This is a genomic window from Streptomyces longhuiensis (genome assembly GCF_020616555.1).
GTDB classification, from domain to species: domain Bacteria; phylum Actinomycetota; class Actinomycetes; order Streptomycetales; family Streptomycetaceae; genus Streptomyces; species Streptomyces longhuiensis.
Genome location: NZ_CP085173.1, coordinates 8248341 through 8268621 on the forward strand (window position 1 = coordinate 8248341; position 20281 = coordinate 8268621).

At 71.3% G+C, this 20281-nt stretch carries 18 protein-coding genes; 13 read left to right on the top strand and 5 right to left on the bottom strand.

Annotated elements, in window-relative coordinates; genetic code table 11:
• The first annotated feature begins 17 nt into the window (after positions 1-17).
• From LGI35_RS37585 to LGI35_RS37605, 5 genes are all read left to right on the top strand, one after another.
• Positions 18-458 (top strand): hypothetical protein, encoded by a 441-nt coding sequence (locus tag LGI35_RS37585; RefSeq protein ID WP_227298832.1) that lies wholly within the window; start codon positions 18-20, stop codon positions 456-458.
• A 405-nt stretch (positions 459-863) separates the two neighbouring features.
• Entirely contained in the window at positions 864-1292 is a 429-nt protein-coding gene (panD, locus tag LGI35_RS37590; protein WP_227298833.1) for an aspartate 1-decarboxylase, read from the top strand.
• Between the two features lie 30 nt (positions 1293-1322).
• Positions 1323-1679, top strand: coding sequence for a GNAT family N-acetyltransferase (locus LGI35_RS37595; protein ID WP_227298835.1), 357 nt, complete (start codon positions 1323-1325; stop codon positions 1677-1679).
• A gap of 4 nt (positions 1680-1683) precedes the next feature.
• Positions 1684-2319 (top strand): aspartate/glutamate racemase family protein, encoded by a 636-nt coding sequence (locus LGI35_RS37600; RefSeq protein WP_227298837.1) that lies wholly within the window; start codon positions 1684-1686, stop codon positions 2317-2319.
• A gap of 55 nt (positions 2320-2374) precedes the next feature.
• Positions 2375-2833, top strand: a complete 459-nt coding sequence (locus LGI35_RS37605; RefSeq protein ID WP_227298839.1) for a nitroreductase family deazaflavin-dependent oxidoreductase — start codon at positions 2375-2377, stop codon at positions 2831-2833.
• Positions 2834-3176: 343 nt separating this feature from the next.
• Here the strand turns inward: LGI35_RS37605 and gndA are convergent, their stop codons facing one another.
• The gene (gene gndA, locus LGI35_RS37610) at positions 3177-4616 is read right to left on the bottom strand and encodes an NADP-dependent phosphogluconate dehydrogenase (RefSeq protein ID WP_227298841.1); all 1440 of its coding nucleotides are present in this window, start codon (positions 4614-4616) and stop codon (positions 3177-3179) included.
• 145 nt (positions 4617-4761) lie between these two features.
• Between gndA and LGI35_RS37615 the strand changes: the two genes are divergently transcribed.
• A complete protein-coding gene (locus LGI35_RS37615) occupies positions 4762-5733 on the top strand; it encodes an acetylxylan esterase (RefSeq protein ID WP_227298843.1) in 972 nt (323 codons plus the stop codon).
• Positions 5734-5864: 131 nt separating this feature from the next.
• Positions 5865-7085 carry a transglycosylase family protein gene (locus LGI35_RS37620; protein ID WP_227298845.1) on the top strand — a complete coding sequence of 407 codons (1221 nt, stop codon included), beginning with the start codon at positions 5865-5867 and terminating at the stop codon, positions 7083-7085.
• Here LGI35_RS37620 and LGI35_RS37625 read toward each other — a convergent pair.
• On the bottom strand, positions 7075-8106 hold the full coding sequence (locus tag LGI35_RS37625; RefSeq protein WP_227298847.1) for a DMT family transporter: 1032 nt from the start codon (positions 8104-8106) through the stop codon (positions 7075-7077). The genes LGI35_RS37620 and LGI35_RS37625 overlap by 11 nt on opposite strands.
• A 221-nt stretch (positions 8107-8327) precedes the next feature.
• Here LGI35_RS37625 and LGI35_RS37630 point away from each other — a divergent pair, with 221 nt between their 5' ends.
• Positions 8328-9062 (top strand): (2Fe-2S)-binding protein, encoded by a 735-nt coding sequence (locus tag LGI35_RS37630; RefSeq protein WP_423835754.1) that lies wholly within the window; start codon positions 8328-8330, stop codon positions 9060-9062.
• Between the two features lie 34 nt (positions 9063-9096).
• On the opposite strand, the gene LGI35_RS37635 is transcribed toward LGI35_RS37630, so the two are convergent.
• Positions 9097-10290: an RNA-guided endonuclease InsQ/TnpB family protein gene (locus tag LGI35_RS37635; RefSeq protein WP_227298848.1), complete on the bottom strand. Its 1194-nt coding sequence runs from the start codon at positions 10288-10290 to the stop codon at positions 9097-9099.
• A 152-nt stretch (positions 10291-10442) separates the two neighbouring features.
• On the opposite strand from LGI35_RS37635, the gene glgA reads away from it, so the two are divergent.
• The 5 genes from glgA (at position 10443) to LGI35_RS37660 (ending at position 18739) form a co-directional block, all read left to right on the top strand.
• Complete coding sequence (gene glgA / locus LGI35_RS37640; RefSeq protein WP_227298850.1) at positions 10443-11606, top strand: glycogen synthase; 1164 nt, start codon at positions 10443-10445, stop codon at positions 11604-11606.
• A 69-nt stretch (positions 11607-11675) separates the two neighbouring features.
• The gene (gene glgC / locus LGI35_RS37645; RefSeq protein ID WP_227298852.1) at positions 11676-12896 is read left to right on the top strand and encodes a glucose-1-phosphate adenylyltransferase; all 1221 of its coding nucleotides are present in this window, start codon (positions 11676-11678) and stop codon (positions 12894-12896) included.
• Between the two features lie 153 nt (positions 12897-13049).
• Positions 13050-15395 (top strand): GH92 family glycosyl hydrolase, encoded by a 2346-nt coding sequence (locus LGI35_RS37650; protein ID WP_227298854.1) that lies wholly within the window; start codon positions 13050-13052, stop codon positions 15393-15395.
• A 158-nt stretch (positions 15396-15553) separates the two neighbouring features.
• The gene (locus tag LGI35_RS37655; RefSeq protein WP_227298856.1) at positions 15554-16957 is read left to right on the top strand and encodes a wax ester/triacylglycerol synthase family O-acyltransferase; all 1404 of its coding nucleotides are present in this window, start codon (positions 15554-15556) and stop codon (positions 16955-16957) included.
• Positions 16958-17227: 270 nt separating this feature from the next.
• Positions 17228-18739, top strand: coding sequence for an SDR family NAD(P)-dependent oxidoreductase (locus LGI35_RS37660; RefSeq protein WP_227298858.1), 1512 nt, complete (start codon positions 17228-17230; stop codon positions 18737-18739).
• A gap of 4 nt (positions 18740-18743) precedes the next feature.
• Here LGI35_RS37660 and LGI35_RS37665 read toward each other — a convergent pair whose 3' ends face one another.
• Positions 18744-19565, bottom strand: coding sequence for an SDR family oxidoreductase (locus LGI35_RS37665; RefSeq protein ID WP_227298860.1), 822 nt, complete (start codon positions 19563-19565; stop codon positions 18744-18746).
• A 39-nt stretch (positions 19566-19604) separates the two neighbouring features.
• On the bottom strand, positions 19605-20186 hold the full coding sequence (locus LGI35_RS37670; protein WP_227298861.1) for an inositol oxygenase family protein: 582 nt from the start codon (positions 20184-20186) through the stop codon (positions 19605-19607).
• Positions 20187-20281 lie beyond the last annotated feature (95 nt).

A 20281-nucleotide genomic window follows, 5' to 3' on the forward strand; every position in this document is an offset into this window, starting at 1 on the left:
CGCAGCGGACCAGCCAGATGAGACGAGACACCCGAGGCCCCGCCATGAACGACGACGCCCCTTACCCGCCGGACCGCACGGACGACGAGCTGGCCCGGCTCGACATCACCGTCCTGCTGCGTTATGGCCTCACCGCCACGCCCGGCAGCCGGCGCACCGCCCTGTTCGGCGACGGCGCCGCGGCCGCAGCCGTCGTCCTCGACCGCCTCGGCACCGAGCCGCGCTCGGTCGCCTTCCTCGCCGACACCGTGCGCGCCGGCGGACTCGCCCGCGCCGCGGAGCTGCCCGAGCCCCTGCCCCGCCAGGAGGCGGCCGACCTCGTACGGGAGTGGCTGCGGGCCGGCACCGAACTCGTGGGCGGGATCGCCGCCGACGACACCGCGGCCGCCTGGCTGCACGCCGTCGCGACCATCATCGAACTGAAGCAGCTGACCCGGGCGCGGGGCCGGAGTACGTGATCTGAGCGGCCGATCCGAGTACGGCGGCGGGTGTGGGGCCACCGGGCGGCTGCCCACCCACCGTGGGCTTCACGGAGCAGACCCGTCCCCTCCGGACCCCCGCCGCAGCCACGAGCGCACCCCCGCCGAGTTGGTGGGCCGGCCGCCCTCGCGGTCCTGCTCCTGCTCCACCTGCCAGGACGGCGCCCGTACGCCGCGCATTGCGAGACGGGTGTCCGAACATGCGCTTGGCCGGTGCGGCGTCACAGCAGTCCGGTTCGCGCGGAACCGCGGGCAGGGGGCCTTCTCCCCGGAGTGAACCGATGTTCCTCACACCCTTCGGGTCCGACGCGTGCCGGTGTAAAGTGCGGAACGCCCTTGACCTGCATAAAGCGGGCAGGGAGCAGACAGATCAGGAGCTTCTTCATGCTGCGCACCATGTTCAAGTCCAAGATCCACCGCGCCACCGTCACCCAGGCCGACCTGCACTACGTCGGGTCCGTCACCATCGACCGTGACCTTCTCGACGCCGCCGATCTGCTGCCCGGCGAGCTCGTCCACATCGTCGACATCGACAACGGCGCCCGCCTGGAGACGTACGTCATCGAGGGTGAGCGGGGGAGCGGTGTCATCGGGATCAACGGGGCCGCGGCCCACCTCGTGCATCCCGGGGACCTCGTGATCATCATCAGTTACGCTCAGGTCGACGACGCCGAGGCGCGTGCGCTGCGGCCCCAGGTCGTGCACGTGGACCGGGAGAACCGGATCGTGGCCCTGGGCGCCGACCCGTCCGAGCCGGTTCCCGGCGGGGACATGGAGCGCAGTCCCCAGGCGGTGGCGGCCACCAGCGGCTGACCGTCGCGCAGCAGACGCGAGGAGACCCCCATGAGCGACATCGAGATCCACGACGAACGCGACAGGGGCCTCCTCGTGGCCCGCGCGGCAGGAGACCCCCAAGGCTCCACCTTCGGGTACATCCAGTACTTCGTCCTCGACGCGCCCGAGAGGGCTCTCGTGCCCGTGCACACCGTCGTGGAGCCCCAGCACGAGGGCCGCGGCATCGCGGGATCGCTGGCCCGCGAGCTGTACGCCATCGCCGCCCGCGAGAGCATCGCCGTCGCGCCCTTGTGCCCGTTCGTCGTGCAGTGGGCGGCGCGCCACCCCGGAGAGGCCCCCGCCGCCCCGCCCGAGCTGATGGACGCCGCACAGCGCGCGCTCGCCGACGACTCGGCCAAGTGGTGACCACGTGACCCTCGCTCTCCTGCACACCTCCCCGGTCCACGTCACCGTCTTCGACGCCCTGCGCGACACCCACCACCCCGGTCTCGCCCTGCGCCACGTCGTGGACGAGAGCCTGCTCGAACGGGCCAGGACCGCAGGGCCCGACGCCGTCGCGGACGACGTGCGCGCGCTGCTCGAAGCCGCCGTGGCCGAGGGGGCGGCCGCCGTGCTCTGCACCTGCTCGACCATCGGCGGCGTCGCCGAGGCCCAGTCCGCCGCCGTCGGCGTCCCTGTCCTGCGCGTGGACCGGCCGATGGCCGCCGCCGCGGTCGAAGCCGGACGGGCCGTCGCCGTGGTCGCCGCGCTGGAGAGCACCCTCGCGCCGACCGTCGCCCTCGTCGAGGAGGAGGCAGCCCGCGCCGGCCGCCCCGTCGACGTACGCACAGTGCTGGTGGCAGGGGCCTGGGAGCGTTTCGAGGCCGGTGACCGGGACGGCTACCGGGATCTCGTGGCCGCCGCCGTGGACGCCCTCACCGATGTCGACGTCGTCGTGCTCGCCCAGGCCTCCATGGCGCCCGCCGCCGAACGGACCACCGCGACGGTTCCCGTCCTGTCCAGCCCCCGCCCCGGCCTGCGCGCGGCGGCGGACAACACGGCCTAGGCTGAGCCGAGTTCGTACCGAGTGACACCGGCTTGAGCTGAACGAGGAGAGCCAGATGGCCCAGGACGAGACCGGCACCGACGTCGTGATCAGCCCCACGGGCTGGGTCGCCGAGCAGGCCCGCCTGTACGAGGAGTCCGGCGGCACCGAGGGCACCACGATCCCGGGCCCGATGAGCGCGCCCTGCCTGCTGCTCGACTACCAGGGGCGTCACACCGGCAAGTGGCGCCGCACGGTGCTGATCTACGACCGCGACGGCGACGACTACCTGATCGTCGCCTCGAAGGGCGGCGCCGACCAGCACCCCGAGTGGTACCTGAACCTGGAGGCCAACCCCGACGTGCGGCTGCGCGTCGAGACCGAGCGGTTCGCCGCCCGCGCCGAGACCCTCTCCGCGGAGGAAAAGGCCAGGGTGTGGCCCCACCTCGTGGAGATCTTCGCCCCGTACGCGGACTACCAGAAGAAGACCGAGCGGGACATTCCCGTCGTACGCCTCACCCGTATCAAGGGCTAGAGCCGGCCGGGCGGTGTGTGGACCCGGCGGGCGTGGGCACGCGTGCCGGGAGACAGTGGCAGGGACCGGCCGCGCCCCTCCCGGAGCGCGGCCGGCCTCCGACCCCCTGGAGGAATCGATGACACACCCCATCCCCGATCCCGTCACCCCGCCGACGCCGGGGCCCGACGTCCCCGATCCCGGGCCGTTCCCGTCCCCGATCCCGCCGCCCCCGTCGCCCGGCCCCGGCCCCACGCCGCAGCCCCCGCCGCCCCCGCCGTCCCCGGGCCCGCCGAACCCCGACCCGGAGCCGGCGCCGCCCGAGCCGGAGCCTTCACCCATGTAGCGGCACGGCCGTGCGTGCCTACGCCGACACCTCGGACCGGTCGCCGCCCCACAGCGTGTGGAACGCGCCGTCGCGGTCCGTGCGGCGGTAGGTGTGGGCGCCGAAGAAGTCCCGCTGGCCCTGGGTGAGCGCGGCCGGGAGGCGGTCGGCGCGCAGCGCGTCGTAGTACGCGAGCGCGGCGGCGAAGCCGGGTGCCGGGACGCCCTCGACCGTCGCGGCGACCAGGACGGCACGCCAGTCGTCCTGCGCCGCGCCGATCTCCTGCGCGAACGTCTTGTCCGCGAGCAGGCTCGGCAGGTCGGGCCGGGCGTCGTACGCGGCGGTGATCCGGTCGAGGAACGCGGCCCGGATGATGCAGCCACCGCGCCAGATCGAGGCGACGGCGCCCAGGTCGATGTCCCAGCCGTACGCCTCGCTGCCCGCCGTGATCTCGTGGAAGCCCTGCGTGTACGACACGATCTTCGACGCGTACAGGGCCTGCTCGACCTGGTCGGCGAACGCCGCCGCCTCCGGCTCGCTCAGCGCGGTCGGCGTCGGGCCCGCCAGGTCCTTAGAGGCGGCGCGCAGGTCCGCGTGGCCGGAGAGCGAGCGCGCGAAGACGGCCTCGGCGATGCCCGACACCGGGACGCCCAGGTCGAGGGCGATCTGCACGGTCCAGCGCCCCGTGCCCTTCTGCTCCGCCTCGTCGACGACGACGTCCACGAAGGGCTTGCCCGTCACGGCGTCCACGTGCGACAGGACCTCGGCCGTGATCTCGATCAGGTACGAGTCGAGCCGGCCCGTGTTCCACTTCCGGAAGATGTCGGCGATCTGCGCGGGGGAGTAGCCCGCCACGTCACGCAGGAGCTGGTAGGCCTCGCCGATGAGCTGCATGTCGGCGTACTCGATGCCGTTGTGGACCATCTTCACGAAGTGGCCCGCGCCGTCCGGGCCGACGTGCGTCACGCACGGGGCGCCGTCCTTGGCCTTCGCGGAGATCTTCTCCAGCATCGGGCCGAGCGCCGCGTACGACTCCTCACTGCCGCCCGGCATGATGCTCGGCCCGTTCAGGGCGCCCTCCTCGCCGCCGGAGACGCCCGTGCCGACGAAGTGGATGCCGCGCTCGCGCAGTTCGCGCTCCCGGCGCCGGGTGTCCGCGAAGTGGGCGTTGCCGCCGTCGACGATCATGTCGCCGGGCTCCAGGAGCGGCGCGAACTCCTGGATCACCGCGTCCGTGGGGTCACCGGCCTTGACCATGATCACCAGGCGGCGCGGCCGCTCCAGCGCCGCCACGAACTCCTCCGCGGTCTCGGTGGGGACGAACTCGCCCTCGCCGCCGAACTCCGCCACGAGGTCGTGCGTGCGGGACGCGGTGCGGTTGTGCAGGGCGACCGTGTAGCCGTTCCTGGCGAAGTTCCGGGCGAGGTTGCGCCCCATGACAGCGAGCCCCGTGACACCGATCTGGGCTGACTTGCTCATGCCTGTCGCTCCTGACGTAGGGAGGTGATCGTTCTTGTTCATTTGTAGCGCGGTGAGGCGTACCGTGACGCTGCGACGCTCTCGCGAGCCCGCAGGACTCGCTGCGGAAGTCACTACGGATATCTCTACGGAGAAGGAGCTGCCCGTGCCTCATTTCGACCTGCCGCTCGACGAACTGCGGGACTACCGGCCGACGTTGACGCGGCCCGCGGACTTCGACGTGTTCTGGGAGAAGACCCTGGCCGAGGCACGTGAGCACGACCTCGACGCGCGCTTCGTCCCGGTCGACACGCCGCTGTCCGCGGTCGACGTCTTCGATGTTACGTACGCCGGGTTCGGCGGGCATCCGGTCAAGGGCTGGCTCGTCCTGCCCGCGGGGGCGACCGGGCCGCTGCCCGCCGTCGTCGAGTACATCGGCTACGGAGGCGGGCGCGGCCTGCCGCACACGAACCTGATGTGGGCCGCGGCCGGCTTCGCCCACTTCGTCATGGACACCCGCGGCCAGGGCTCCGGCGGCCGGGTGGGCGACACCCCCGACCCGGTCGGCAGCGGACCCGCGCACTCCGGCTTCATGACGCGCGGCATCGAGGACCCGCACGAGTACTTCTACCGGCGCGTCTTCACCGACGCCGTGCGCGCCGTCGAGGCGGCCCGTTCGCACCCGCTGGTCGACGCGTCACGCGTCGCGGCCCTCGGCGGCAGCCAGGGCGGCGGCATCACGCTCGCGGTCGGCGGCCTCGTGCCCGACCTCGTCGCCATCGCGCCCGACGTGCCGTTCCTGTGCCAGTTCCCCCGCGCGGCCACCCTCACCGAACGCCACCCGTACCGCGAGATAGCCCTCTATCTGAAGGCGCACATCGGCGCCGACGAGCAGGTCTTCCGCACGCTGTCCTACTTCGACGGCGTGCACTTCGCGGCGCGCGGCACCGCGCCCGCCCTCTTCTCGGTGGCGCTGGAGGACCAGACCTGCCCGCCGTCCACGGTCTTCGCGGCGTTCAACTCCTATGCCGGCCAGGACAAGACGATCAAGGTGTACACCTTCAACGACCACGAGGGGGGCGGGCCCTTCCAGCAGGCCGCCCAACTCGACTGGCTGCCGGCGAAGTTGCGCGGCTGATACGCGAACTACGCCTGGGGAAAGCCCCCTTGACCCCTCCTGACTGCCCGTGTCACCCCTGTGCGGGTCTTGTCATGAGTGTGCGGGAGCGGCTAACTTGCCGCTTCTGACGTGTGTCTGAGGGGGCTTCCATGGCCGTACGCGGTCGGCATCGCCGGTACCAGCCGAACCGGATCAACCGTGCGTCGCTCACCGTCACCGCGGGCGGCGCGGGTATGGCGATCCCTCTCATCGGCGCGGGCGTGGCGCACGCCGCCGACGCGCACACCTGGAACAAGGTCGCGGCCTGCGAGTCGAGCGGCAACTGGAGCATCAACTCCGGCAACGGCTACTTCGGCGGGCTCCAGTTCACGCAGTCGACCTGGGAGGCGTACGGCGGTACCGCCTACGCCGCGCGCGCCGACCGCGCCACCAGGGGCCAGCAGATCGCCGTCGCCGAGAAGGTCCTCGACGGGCAGGGCCCCGGCGCCTGGCCGGTGTGCTCGGCCCGGGCCGGCCTCACCCGCGGCGGCGGCACTCCGGGACCGCACACCGAAACCGTCCGGCAGAAGCCCCAGCGCACCGTCAAGGACGTCAAGCCCGAGGTCACGCCCCAGTCGACGGCGGGCACGGCCCAGATGTACACGGTGGTCGGCGGCGACACCCTCTCCGGCATCGCCGACGCCCGCGAAGTCCCGGGCGGCTGGCGGACGTTGTACGAGGCGAACCGCCGCACCATCGGCTCGGACCCCGACCTCATCCTGCCGGGACAGCGGCTCGCCCTGCACCCGTCGGCGATGCCGGGCGCCCCGGCCGCCCCGCAAAAGCGCGAACGGCAGGCCGAGAAGCCCACCGAGAAGCACGAGAAGACCGACAGGAAGAGCGACCAGCAACGGGACGCCGCCCCCGCGAAGAAGACCGGTACGGCCACCGCCACCCGGCAACGGACCGAGAAGCCGGCCGCGTCACAGGACGTCACCGCCCCCGTCTCGGCGAGCCTCAGCACCCCCTACCGCGCGGCGGGTTCCTCCTGGTCGAAGGGCTACCACACGGGCGTCGACTTCGCCGTGTCCACCGGCACCACCGTCAAGGCCATCGCCGCGGGCCACGTCGTCTCCGCGGGCTGGGGCGGCTCGTACGGGTACGAGGTCGTGATCCGGCACGCCGACGGCAAGTACAGCCAGTACGGCCATCTCTCGGCGCTCAGTGTGAAGGCGGGACAGCGGGTCGTCGTCGGCCAGCGCATCGCGCGCTCCGGTTCCACGGGCAACAGCACGGGCCCGCATCTGCACTTCGAGGTGCGGACGGGGCCCGGCTTCGGTTCCGACATCGACCCGCTGGCGTATCTGCGGGCGCACGGCGTCAGGATTTGATGCGCTCGTCGCGGGGGCTGTACCACTCGTCGTAGCCGCCGCCCCCGCCCTTCCGGCCTCGCCGACCGTCGTCCGGCGCGGGCGCCTCGACGCGCCGCGTCAGCGGCTCGCCGTCGGTGATCGCACGCGCCGAATCGGGCACGTGCTGGGCGGGCATCGCCGCGACGACCGGCTCGGCGGCCGCCTTGCGCGACCCGCTGATCCGCTCCGTCGTCAACAGGATCAGGCCGCCCGCGGCGACGACACCGCACGCGAGCGCGAGGGCGGTGCCCGTCGTGCCGTATCGGAACGTCTCGCCGAACAGCGTGAGACCGACCGCCGCCGCGACCACCGGGTTCACGACCGTCACCGTGGCGAGCGGAGCCGCGAGGCCCGCGCCGCGGTACGACGCCTGCGACAGAAGCATGCCGGACGCGGCGAGCGCCGCTATCACGAAGAAGCTCGAGAACTGGGCGAACGTCCCGTCCTCCGTCCACTCCACCGCCACGGACTTCGTGAACACGGACGCGATGCCGAACGCGACGCCGGCCGCGCCCGCGAGCAGGACACTGCGCACCACGGGGTGGCGGTGCACGGCGTGGGCGAGCGTCATCAGGGCGAGGACCGTACCGGCCGTCACGAGGGCGACCATCAGCCGCTCCGCGCCTTCGAGGGACTGCTCGGACCCCGACCCCGTGAGGGAGAGCAGACCGGCGAGACCCACCGTCGCCATGATCGCGCCACGCCAGGCGGTGGCCCCGGCCCTGCGGTGCACGAAGAGCGCCGCCATCGGCAGCGCGAACACGATCGTCAGCGCGCCCAGGGGCTGGACCAGGCTCAGCGGGCCGTACGCCAGGGCTGCCACGTGCAGGAGAGCTCCCAGACCGTTGAGCACGACAGCGCACCACCACACCGGGCGGCGCAGCGGCGCGTAGGTGTGCTCGGGCGTGGAGACCGCGACCCGCTCCTGGAGGATCGCGCCGCCCGCGTACGCGACCGCGGAGACGAGGGAGAGAAGCACGGCCAGCGTGAGTGCGCTCATCGGCCGCTCCTCACTGTGCGGCAGCGCATCCCGTGGCGCGGCGAACGGTCGGTTTCCATACCTCTACGATCTCTCTTTCCGGCGCTCACGTCGTCGTACCTGAGCACGCATTGGGTCCTACTGCCGATGGAGTATGACCCGCCCCGGCTCCTCCACCCGGTGGGGGAGCCGGGGTGCCCCCCGCCCGTGACCTGCGGACGCCTACTTGCTGTACTGAGGCCGTGACAGCCCACATCGACCTGCACGAACTCGGTTCCCTCGGCGGATTCTTCGCCCTGCGCGACGCGAAGGACGCGAAGAGTGATCCACCGACGCTGGGGCGCGTCTATCAGAACGGCGCATCCGTCCGCGACCCTCTCGCGTACCGCGTCGAGAAGGTCGCGCGGGCACTCTCCGTGCCCGAACCGCGCGTCGCCGTGTCCGTCGCCCAACTCGGAATCGCGGCGCGCCTCTGGTCGCTGTCACTCGGCAGCGCCGCTCTCTTCGGGCGCGTTCCCGACCTCGACCCCGCGCTGCTGCACTGGAACCCCGACGCCGCCGCGCCCGACGACCTGTTCCTCGCCGGTACGGGGCAGCTCCCCGCCGACGGCGCGCACATCGCGGAGCTCGTGCTCGACCGCCACCTCGAACCGCTGTCGGCCGCGCTGCGCGCCCGCTACCGCGTATCGGCCCCGCTGCTGCGCGGCAACGCAGGGTCCGCGCTCGCCGGCGCAGCCCGCGAGATCAGCCGCTGGGCGCGCCGCGCCGGGCGCCCCGACGTCGCCGCCCGCGCCCGCCTCCTGACCTCGGAACTCTTCGACGACCCCCGCCTCGCCGCGACCGGTACCCGCACCGGCACCGCCTTCCGCCGCACGAGCTGCTGCCTCATCTACCGCACCCCGGGCGGCGGCCTCTGCGGGGACTGCTGCTTCGAGCGGCCGCCGCAGCACTCTTCCCCACCGGCCGCTTCTGGGTGACCTTGGCGCTCCGCTCTCTGAAGGGAGGGGGTTCTTACGGCTCGCGCCGTGAGGTTTCCTGTTTCATCGCCGACTGCCCGCCCGGAGAACTCCGTTGAGGTCTTACGCCAGCTCCGCAGGCTGCAACCGCCCGCCCGGCGGCCAGAAGGTTCTTCGCTGCGTTCACGTCCCGGTCATGGGTCGTGCCGCACTCACACGTCCACGTGCGGACGCTGAGCGGCATCTCGTCCCGCAATGCACCGCAGGAGGAGCACAGTTTCGAGGAGGGGAACCACCGGTCGACGGCGATCACCTCACGCCCGTACCAGGCGCCTTTGTACTCCAGCATGCTCCGGAAGTGAGACCACGCGGCATCGCTGATGGCGCGGGCCAGTTTCCGGTTCTTGACCATGTTGCGCACGGTCAGGTCCTCGATCACGAGCGTTTGGTTTTCGCGCACGAGCCGAGTGGTGATCTTGTGGAGAGCGTCGCGGCGGCGGTCTGCGATCCGGGCGTGGATCTTGGCGACTTTGCGCCGCGCCTTGGCCCGGTTCGCGGAGCCTTTGGTCTTCTTCGCCAGCCTGCGCTGAGCTTTCGCAAGTGCGACCCGGTCGCGGCGCTCGTGCCTCGGGTTGGCGATCTTCTCGCCCGTCGAGAGGGTCAGGAGGTGGTCGAGTCCGGCATCGATGCCGATGGCGGCATCAGTGGTGGGAAGGTGCTTGATGCTGGGGTCCTCGCACAACAGGGAGACGAACCAGCGTCCGGCCGCGTCCTGCGAAACGGTCACCGTAGATGGGCTCGCACCGTCCGGCAGCGGTCTCGACCACATGATGCGCAGGGACTCGCTCATCTTCGCGAGTCTCAGCTCACCGTCCCTGAACCGGAACGCCGAGGTGGTGTACTCGGCGGACTTGCGCGACTTCTTCCGGCTCTTGAAGCGCGGGTATTTGGCCCGCTTGCCGAAGAAGTGGGCAAACGCTCGTTGCAGGTGCCGCAGGGCCTGTTGGAGCGGAACCGACGACACCTCGTTCAGGTAAGCGAGTTCCTCGGTGTTCTTCCACGCCGTCAGCATCGCGGAGCTCTGGTTGTAGTTGATCCGTTCCTGCCGCGCCCACGCTTCGGTCCGGGCGGCAAGCGCCATGTTGTAGACCTTTCGCACGCATCCGAACGTGCGCGACAGCTCCGCTGCCTGCGAATCCGTCGGATAGAAGCGGTACTTGAACGCCCGCTTCACATGGCTCGTGGTCACACTCGCAAACTACCGTTGCCACACCTGACGTTCAAACCTGCGGGTCACAGCACTGGCATCCGCCTCGGCGGCTAATCCCGGCCCGCTTCCCTGCTCCGCAGGAGTCCGATTCATCTCTGCCCTGATGGGCAGAGTATCCACGGAGGTATCCGATGAGAGTGGGGCTGCTGACCCGGGAGTACCCGCCGGATGTCTACGGCGGAGCAGGCGTCCATGTCGAGTTCCTCGCAAGGGAGTTACGCTCCCTCGTCGACCTCGACGTGCACACCTGGGGCGAGGGCGGCGCCGAGGGGCTGCGGCGGCACCGCGCCTGGCAGGCGCTCGACGGGGCGAACGACGCGCTGCGCACCTTCTCCGTGGACCTGTCCATCGCCGCCGCGCTCGAAGGCCGCGAACTCGTCCACTCCCACACCTGGTACGCCAATCTCGCGGGCCACCTGGGCAAGTTGCTCCACGGCATCCCGCACATCGTGACCGCGCACTCACTCGAACCGCTGCGCCCCTGGAAGGCAGAGCAACTCGGCGGCGGATACGCCCTGTCGAGCTGGGCCGAGCGCACCGCCGTCGAGGCGGCCGACGCGGTCATCGCCGTCTCCGGAGCCATGCGCGACGACATCCTGGCCTGCTATCCGGCGATCGACCCGGCCAGGGTCCGCGTCGTCCACAACGGCATCGACTCCGCCCTCTACCGCCCCGACCCCGCCACCGACGTCCTCGCCCGCATCGGCGTCGACCAGGAGCGCCCGTACATCGTCTTCGTCGGACGCATCACGCGGCAGAAGGGTGTTCCCCATCTCCTGAGGGCAGCCAAGGAGTTGGACCCGTCGGCGCAGCTGATCCTGTGCGCCGGAGCCCCCGACACCCCCGCCATCGGGCGCGAATTCCGCACCCTGGTGGACGAGTTGCGCACGCTGCGGGACGGCGTCCACTGGATCCCGCAGATGCTGCCTCGTACCGAGGTGGTCCAACTCCTCACCCACGCGAGGGCGTTCGTCTGTCCGTCGGTGTACGAACCGCTCGGCATCGTGAATCTGGAGGCGATGGCGTGCGGCACCGCCGTCGTGGCCTCCGCCGTCGGCGGCATCCCCGAGGTCGTCGCCGACGGGACGACGGGCCTCCTCGTGCCCTACGAGGAGGGGGACCCGCAGACGTTCGAGAGCGGGCTCGCGCAGGCCCTGAACCGGCTGGTGGCGGACCCCGCGGAGGCGGCCCGCATGGGCGTCGCAGGACGTGAGCGCTCGGAGCGCGAGTTCGGCTGGGACACCGTGGCCCGGCGGACGGCCGACGTGTACGACGAGATCCTCAAGGCGAAGTAGTCCGTCGATCAGGCGAAGTAGTCCTTCAACAAGGCCGATTGGATCCTCAAGGTGAAGCTGGGGGCTGGGATGCGCGGTGGACCTTCGGTGCTCGGGATCGTACTGGCGGGCGGGGAGGGCAAGCGCCTGCTGCCACTCACCGCCGACCGGGCGAAACCGGCGGTCACCTTCGGCGGCACGTACCGCCTCGTCGACTTCGTCCTGTCCAACCTCGTCAACGCCGACATCCTGCGCATCTGTGTCCTGACCCAGTACAAGTCGCACTCGCTCGACCGGCACGTCACGACGACCTGGCGCATGTCGAGCCTGCTCGGCAACTACGTCACGCCCGTCCCGGCCCAGCAGCGCCTCGGCCCGCGCTGGTACCTCGGCAGCGCGGACGCCATCCTCCAGTCCCTGAACCTGGTCCAGGACGAACAGCCCGACTACATCGCGGTGTTCGGCGCCGACCACGTCTACCGCATGGACCCGCGTCAGATGCTCCAGCAGCACATCGAGAGCGGCGCGGGCGTCACGGTCGCGGGCATCCGTGTACCCCGCGCGGAAGCCTCGTCGTTCGGGATCATCACCCCGGCCGGTGACGGCACGCGCGTGGACCGTTTCCTGGAGAAGCCGGCCGACCCGCCCGGCATCCCGGGCTCCCCGCACCAGGTCTTCGCCTCCATGGGCAACTACGTCTTCACCACGAAGACCCTCATCGACGCGTTGCAGCAGGACTCCGAGACGCCCAACTCCGTTCACGACATGGGCGGTTCGATCCTTCCGATGCTCACGGAACGCGGTGTGGCCCAGCTCTACGACTTCGACGGCAACCACGTCCCCGGCGAGACGCCCCACGAGCACGGCTACTGGCGGGACGTCGGCACCCTCGACGCGTACTACGAGGCCCACCTCGACCTGCTCTCGGACAAGCCCGCCTTCAACCTCGACAACCGGCGCTGGCCCATCTACACGCACCCCGGGCAGCTGCCGCCCGCCAAGTTCTGCGCGGGCGGCATCGCGGGCCAGTCGATCGTCAGCCCGGGCTGCGTCATCCGCGGGCAGGTCACCCGCTCCGTCCTGTCCCCGGGCGTCACCGTCGAGGAGGGCGCGGTCGTCCAGGGCTCGGTCCTGCACGACAACGTCCGGATCGGCAGGGGCGCCGTGGTGCGCGGAGCCGTGCTCGACAAGAACGTGGACGTCCCGCCGGGCGCGACCATCGGCGTCAACCCGGAGCGGGACGCCGAGCTGTACACCGTGTCGAAGGGCGGCGTGATCGCGCTGGGCAAGGGGCGGCAGGTCGTGGCCTGACGCTTCCTGACACCTCGTCGGCGGGGGCCCTGTGCCGTGCCTCGTTCGCAGGCTCCCGCTGTCGGGTCCCTTGACGAGTACACGCACGCGACAGAAGAATGATCGCGCTGCGCTTTGACAACGTTGTCTAGGACTCGAGGAGGCGGTCTCGCCATGAGATGGACCCAACGGCTGCGCGGAGCGGGGACGGCGGTGGCGGCGGCCGCGCTCCTGGGCGGTGCGCTCGCCGTGCCATCGGCCCAGGCGGCCGCGGCCACCGACGAGGGCCGGCTCACCGATCTGGTCAACCCGTTCATCGGCACCGAGAACGAGGGCAACACCTACCCGGGCGCCGCCGTGCCCTTCGGCATGGTGCAGTTCTCGCCCGACACGGGGCACAACACGGGCTACGACTACTCCGAGAACCACATCCGCGGCTTCTCCACCGTGCATCTGTCCGGCGTCGGCTGCGGCCTCGGCGGCGACCTGCCCGTGCTGCCCACGACCGGCGACATCACGTCGACCGACTACGCCAAGTACGCGGCCGAGTTCAGCCACGACGACGAGAAGGCGAGCCCGGGCTCGTACAAGGTCGGCCTGAAGACGGGCATCGAGGCCGAGCTGACCGCGACGAAGCGGACCGGCGTGCAGCGCTACACGTTCCCCGCCACCGACAAGGCCAACGTCCTCATCAACGCGGGTCAGTCGCTGCACAAGACCCTGAACACCAAGGTCGAGATCCTCGACAACCGCACCGTCCGCACGGCCATCACGGGCAGTGGCTTCTGCCAGGACACCAAGCCGTACACGGTGTACACGATCACCCGTTTCGACCGGCCGTTCACGACCTCGGGCACGTGGAAGGGCGACGCGGTCACCGAGGGCTCGAAGGAGTCGACGGCCGGCGGTGAGCGCAGCGGCGCGTTCGTGCGCTTCGACACCTCCAAGGACCGCAGCGTCGAGGCGACCACGGCGATCTCGTACGTCGACGCGAAGGGTGCGGCGCTCAACCTCCGTTCCGAGGGCGGCCGTTCGTACGACCGTGTCGAGCACGCCGCGCAGGCCGCGTGGGAGGACCGGCTGGACGACGTCAAGGCGCAGGGCGGCAGCGACACGCTCCGCCGCACCTTCTACTCGTCCCTGTACCGCTCGTTCCTCGCGCCGAACATCGGCAGCGACGTCGACGGCCGCTACACCGGCTGGGACCAGAAGATCCACCGGGCCAAGGGCTACACGTACTACCAGAACTGGTCCCTGTGGGACACCTATCGCACGCAGGCGCAGCTCCTGTCGCTGCTCGCGCCGGGTGAGTCCCGCGACATGGCGATCTCCGTCATCAAGATCGACGAGGAGAGCGGCTGGCTGCCCAAGTGGGGCTACGGCACGGTCGAGACGAACATCATGACCGGCGACCCGGTCACCCCGTTCCTCACCAACGCGTACCAGCAGGGTCTGCTCAAGGGCTACGAGGAGCAGGCGTACCGCGCGCTGAAGAAGAACGCCGACGGCGTCCCGCCCGCCGACTCCGCGCCGGTCGGCCGTGAGGCCAACAAGGAGTACATCGCGGACGGCTTCGCGCCGTACATCAAGGACCGCGCGCATGTGAAGCCGGGCGACTCCGACTACGACCACGGCGCCTCGGCGACCCTGGAGTACGCGCTGTCCGACGCGATGCTCGGGCAGATGGCGAAGGACCTGGGCCACAAGGACGACGCGGCGCGGTACACGCAGCGGGCGCAGAACTACCGGAAGATCTTCGACAGTTCGACCGGCTTCTTCCGGGCGCGGGACGCGGCGGGCGCCTTCACCGGTCCGGCCGACCCCGCCCAGAGCGAGGGCTTCCACGAGGGCACGTCCTGGCAGTACCAGTGGCTCGTCCCGCAGGACCTGCCCGGCATGGTCGGCCTGATCGGCGGCACCAAGGCGGCGAACGACCGCCTCGACTCGTTCTTCGCGTACGACCAGCTGGTGCAGGACCCCGCGAAGACCGCCCGTGAGGTGTGGGTCAACGGTCCGTACGCCTACTACAACGCGGACAAGTACAACCCGCAGAACGAGCCCGACCTGATCGCGCCCTACACGTACCTCTCGACCGGCCAGCCCTGGAAGACGACCGACGTCGTGCACGCGGCGCTCACGCTCTTCACGGACGCCCCCACCGGCATGACCGGAAATGACGACCTCGGGACCATGTCCGCCTGGAACGTCCTGTCGTCGATCGGAATCTTCCCGGTCCAGCCCGGCACGGACACCTGGGGCCTGTCGACCCCGGTCTTCGAGCGGGTGGACCTGACCCTCGACCGGCGCTACTACCCGAAGGGCCGCCTCACGGTGAAGGCTCCGGGGACGTCGGACTCGGCGCGGTACATCCAGTCGGCGCAGACCGACGGGACCGCTTTCGGGAAGACGTATCTGACGACGGACGACATTCGCGGGCTGCGGGAGCTGTCCTTCAAGGTCGGCGACAAGCCCTCCACCTGGGGCACCTCCGCCGACGCGGCGCCGCCGGCGCTGAAGTAACCGCAGCACACGCCCCACCAGCACCACGAGACCCGCCCCTTCACAGAAGGGGCGGGTCTTAATCTGTTGTTTACTGTGTGTAGCTTGATCGTACTTGACCGTAATCACCGGAGAGCGGTTGACTGCTTTCCCCCGTCGTCGATGCGAGAGCGGCCTCAGTGAACTCTCAGCAGTCCCAGCACTCTCGGCCCGCGCCGAGCCCGGACCTCCTCGCGCCACTCGACCTGGCGTTCTGGAACATCGAGACCGCCGAACACCCGATGCACCTGGGTGCGTTGGGGGTGTTCGCCGCGGGATCGCCGGGCGACGCCCGGCACGCGGTGGAGCTCCTCGCCGCCCGCGCTCCCGCCGTCCCCGGACTGCGGATGCGCATCCAAGGGGTGCGGATCCCCGTCGGCGGCGCGGCACGCGTGCCTGTACCCGACTTCGACCCGCTCGACCACGTACGGCTCAACGAGCCCACCGCGGACTTCCACGCGGCGGCCGGCGCCCTGATGGAGCGGCCGCTCGACCGGGCGAGGCCCCCGTGGGAGGCACATGTCCTGCCGGGTGCGGACGGCACCTCGTTCGCCGTCCTCTTCAAGTTCCACCACGCACTGGCCGACGGGCTGCGGGCGCTGACGCTCGCCGCCGGGGTGATGGACCCGATGGACCTGCCCGTCTCCCGGACGCCGCCCGCCGCCGAGGCACCCCGCGGGTTCCGGCTGCCGTTCCCCGGCATGCGTGACCTCCGGCTCGGCGACCTCGACCCGCGCAAGCTGCCCGGCCTCCTGCGGGACAGCGCCGCCGACGCTGTCACGGCCCTCGACATCGGCACCTCCGTCGTCCGTGCCACCTGGGACGTGCACACCTCGGCCGCCTTCTCCTCGACCGCCACGGGCACCCGCCGCACGGAGGGCGTCGTCCTGGAACTCGACGATGTGCACCGGGTCCGCAAGACGGTCGGCGGCACCGTCAACGACGTCCTCATCGCCGTCGTGGCCGGGGCCCTGCGGCGCTGGCTCGACGAGCGCGGCAACGGCAGCGAAGGAGTGCGCCCGCGAGCCCTGATCCCCGTCTCGCGGCGCCGTCCCCGCACGGCCCACCCCCAGGGCAACCGGCTCTCCGGCTACCTGGTGAAGCTCCCCGTCGACGAGGGCGACCCGCTGGCCCGGCTGCGCTCGGTCCGTACGGCCATGGACCACAACAAGGACGCGGGCCCGCAGCGCGGCGCCGGCGCCGTGGCCCTGCTCGCCGACCATGTGCCGCCGCTCGGCCACCTGATCGGCGGGCCCGTCGTCGCCCACGCGGCCCGGCTCCTGTTCGACATCCTGGTCACGAGCGTGCCGCTGCCGAGCCTCGGCCTGCGGCTCGGCGGCTGCCCGCTCACCGAGGTCTACCCGCTCGCTCCGCTGGCCCAGGGCCAGTCCCTCGCCGTGGCCGTGTCCACGTACCGGGGGCGCGTGCACTACGGTCTGGTCGCCGACGCGGCCGCGGTCCCCGACCTGGACGTACTCGCGACCGGCATCCGCGAGGAACTCGCGGCCCTGGTGAGGGTGTGCGAGACGGAACGGGGGCTCTGAGGCTCCTCCGCCGCGGGGGAGGGGCGGCTTCGCACCGCTGTTACGGGGTTAGGGCCGCCTCGCACCGCTGTTACGGGGGAGGGGCCGCTTCGCACCGCGGCCCCACCGGACCGGGCTCCAGGACCCGGCGTTCCGGGCCGGGTCCTGGAGCGGGATAAACTGCCCACTTGGCGGAATGTCGACAGCACGTTGTAAGGTTCCGCCTTTTGGGAGTATCCGCGGTCCCTCACAGCACGCCGCGGTCCGAGTGACGCGAGGAACGCAGCGGCGATGACGATGACAGAGGACAGCCCGATGGGCGCCACCGACGCCACGGTGGTGTCGCAGGAGTCGTTCGGCCCCGGGATCGACCCCGAGCGGCTCGCCGTCTGCCTGAGCGTGCTCGACGAACTCGACAAGCTGGATGTCGACCACCCCGACGCGATCCAGGTCCGGCGGGCCACGGCCGGTGTCTACCGGACCGTGAAGCAGCGCCGCCGCCAGGAGCGCCGCGCCGCGAAGACCGCCCACGACAAGGCCGTCACCGAGGCGACCGCGACCGGCTCCGCCGAGCGCATCGACGACGAGACCGAGGGCCTCCTGCCGTCCTCGCAGGTCCAGGAGGGCAAGCTCGCGGGCATACTCCAGCGTCCCCGCTCCTGCTACACCTGCAAGGCCCGGTACGTCGAGGTCGACTACTTCTACCACCAGCTCTGTCCCGAGTGCGCCGCCGTGAACCGCGCCAAGCGCGACATCCGCGCCGACCTCTCCGGCAAGCGCGCCCTGCTCACCGGCGGCCGCGCCAAGATCGGCATGTACATCGCGCTGCGCCTGCTGCGTGACGGCGCGCACACGACGATCACGACGCGGTTCCCCAAGGACGCCATCCGCCGCTTCAAGGCGATGGACGACTCGGCGGACTGGATGGACCGCCTCGAGGTCGTCGGCATCGACCTGCGTGACCCCGCCCAGGCCGTGGCCCTGGCCGAGCAGGTCGCCGAGCAGGGCCCGCTGGACATCCTCATCAACAACGCGACGCAGACCGTACGCCGGCTGCCCTCCGCGTACGCCGCTCTCGTCGACGGCGAGAGCGCCCCGCTGCCGGCCGGCGAGCTGCCCGCCCACCACGTCATCGGCGCGTTCAACTCCGGCGCGGTCGACGGCCTGACCGCGCTGCCCGCCGGCATCTCCGGCATAGACGCCCAGAAGGTCGCCGATCTCGCCCTGGTCGCGGGCAACGCCAGCGTCGCCCGGCACCGCGACGGCAGCGCCATCGACGCGGGCGGCCTCGTCCCGGACGTCGTCGAGAGCAACACGTGGGTGCAGACGATCGAGCAGATCTCCCCGGTGGAGCTCCTCGAGACCCAGCTGTGCAACTACACGGCGCCGTTCATCCTGATCAGCGCGCTGCGCCCGGCGATGGCCGACGCCGCGAAGAAGGCGTCGAGCGGACGCGCCTACGTCGTGAACGTCTCGGCGATGGAGGGCGTCTTCGGCCGTGGCTACAAGGGCGCGGGGCACCCGAACACGAACGCCGCGAAGGCCGCCATGAACATGGTGACGCGGACCAGCGCCCAGGAGATGTTCCAGACCGACGGCATCCTCATGACCTCGGTCGACACCGGCTGGATCACCGACGAGCGCCCGCACTACGACAAGCTGCGCCTCGCCGACGAGGGCTTCCACGCCCCCCTCGACCTGATCGACGGCGCGGCCCGCGTCTACGACCCGGTCGTCCGCGGCGAGGCCGGCGAGGACCTGTACGGCGTCTTCCTGAAGGACTACGCGCCCGGCAAGTGGTAATCCCCTAGGGCATGCCCGGCAGCCGGTGACGGAGCTGCTGGTGGACGGCATCGGTCAGGCCCGGCGACGCGGCCCTGACCCTGGTTCCGCCGTCCACCAGGAGGTCGGCGCCCGTCACCCAGGCCGCCTCGTCCGACACCAGCCAGCGCACCGCCCTGGCCACGTCCTCCGGCTCCCCGATCCGGCCCAGCGGCAGCCCCGTCGCCACGGACTCCTCGGCGTGCTCCCACACGAAGCGCGCCATCTCCGTGCGGACGAGCCCGGGCGAGACGGAGTTGACCCGCACCGACGGGGCCAGTTCGCCCGCGAGTTGCTGCGTCAGGTGCAGCAGCGCCGCCTTGCTGGTGCCGTACGCGCCCACGCGGGGGCCGACGTGCCCGGCGCCCTCGGTGCAGATGTTCACCACGGCCCCGCCGTGCTCCGACATCCAGGCCCGCCAGGCGCACTGCACCAGCCGCAGCGGCGCCTCCACGTTGACCGTGAACGCCTCGCGCCACGCCTGCGGATCCGCCTCCATCAGCGGCCCGTACGGTGCGTTGGTGGCGGCGTTGTTCACCAGGATGTCCAGTCGGCCGTACGCGTCGAGCGCCCGCTCCGTCAGCTCCCACAGATGCGCGGGATCGGCGACGGACCCGGCCAGCCCCACGGCTTCGGCCCCGCTCTTCGTCAGCGCGGCGACGGTCTCGCGGACCCCGTCCGGATCGCGCGCCGTCACACACACCCGCGCCCCGGCCTCCGCGAGCGCCACGGCGACGGCCCGGCCGATGCCCCGCGACCCCCCGGTCACGACGGCGACCCTGCCTTCCAGCGAGAGCTCCGAAGTCATGGGCCGTACGGTCTCATGACAGAGCGTCAGTCCGACACGTCAACTACGTAGGGATGGTGTGAAGTTGGCCGACCGATACCCCTGCGCCACCAGCTCCACCACTGGCCGCCAGTCCTCCATGACCCCGGCGTCGAGGCCCACCACCTTGCCCGCGTCGTCCGCCTGACGCAGCGTCACCGCGTCGTCGGCCAACGGGTCATGGGCGAACGCCGCCGCCTCCTCGGGCGTCATCGGCCCGCCCTGCGTCTCCAGCGTCAGCGCGCTCTGCGGCGACAGACCGCGCGCCGGGTCCGACGCCGCCAGGTAGCGCTTGGCCGGGACGTGCAGCTGCACCAGGCGCGCGACCCGCTCCCCGAGCAGCCCCCGCACGGCGGCCGCCGCCGTGTCCGCGTGGCCCGCGTCGTCGCCGGGGCGCAGCAGGTGGCCTATGTCGTGGACGAGCCCCGCGAGCTGGAGCTCCTTGTCGCTGGGGTGGCCGCGGCGCAGCAGCGCGGCGGTCTGCAGCGCGTGGTCGTGCAGGTCGACGGGGTCGCCGCTGCGGTCGGGGGTGTCCCACGCGCCGCGGCAGGCGTGCAGGAGATCCATCAGCTCGTCGACGCCGCTCAGCTCGACCCGTGTCATGTGTGACTCCTCCCTGGGACCCGTATGCCGGTGTTCCGGAAGGACACCATGGCCATCTTTCGCCGGGGACAACGGGACATTAACGGCGCGTCCGG

Coding starts and splice junctions, on each gene's coding strand:
- panD (WP_227298833.1), top strand. CDS start 864: ATGCTGCGCACCATGTTCAAGTCCAAGATCCACCGCGCCACCGTCACC.
- LGI35_RS37620 (WP_227298845.1), top strand. CDS start 5,865: ATGGCCGTACGCGGTCGGCATCGCCGGTACCAGCCGAACCGGATCAAC.
- LGI35_RS37650 (WP_227298854.1), top strand. CDS start 13,050: ATGAGATGGACCCAACGGCTGCGCGGAGCGGGGACGGCGGTGGCGGCG.
- LGI35_RS37595 (WP_227298835.1), top strand. CDS start 1,323: ATGAGCGACATCGAGATCCACGACGAACGCGACAGGGGCCTCCTCGTG.
- LGI35_RS37605 (WP_227298839.1), top strand. CDS start 2,375: ATGGCCCAGGACGAGACCGGCACCGACGTCGTGATCAGCCCCACGGGC.
- glgC (WP_227298852.1), top strand. CDS start 11,676: ATGCGCGGTGGACCTTCGGTGCTCGGGATCGTACTGGCGGGCGGGGAG.
- LGI35_RS37665 (WP_227298860.1), bottom strand. CDS start 19,565: ATGACTTCGGAGCTCTCGCTGGAAGGCAGGGTCGCCGTCGTGACCGGG.
- LGI35_RS37660 (WP_227298858.1), top strand. CDS start 17,228: ATGACGATGACAGAGGACAGCCCGATGGGCGCCACCGACGCCACGGTG.
- LGI35_RS37585 (WP_227298832.1), top strand. CDS start 18: ATGAGACGAGACACCCGAGGCCCCGCCATGAACGACGACGCCCCTTAC.
- gndA (WP_227298841.1), bottom strand. CDS start 4,616: ATGAGCAAGTCAGCCCAGATCGGTGTCACGGGGCTCGCTGTCATGGGG.
- LGI35_RS37625 (WP_227298847.1), bottom strand. CDS start 8,106: ATGAGCGCACTCACGCTGGCCGTGCTTCTCTCCCTCGTCTCCGCGGTC.
- LGI35_RS37670 (WP_227298861.1), bottom strand. CDS start 20,186: ATGACACGGGTCGAGCTGAGCGGCGTCGACGAGCTGATGGATCTCCTG.
- glgA (WP_227298850.1), top strand. CDS start 10,443: ATGAGAGTGGGGCTGCTGACCCGGGAGTACCCGCCGGATGTCTACGGC.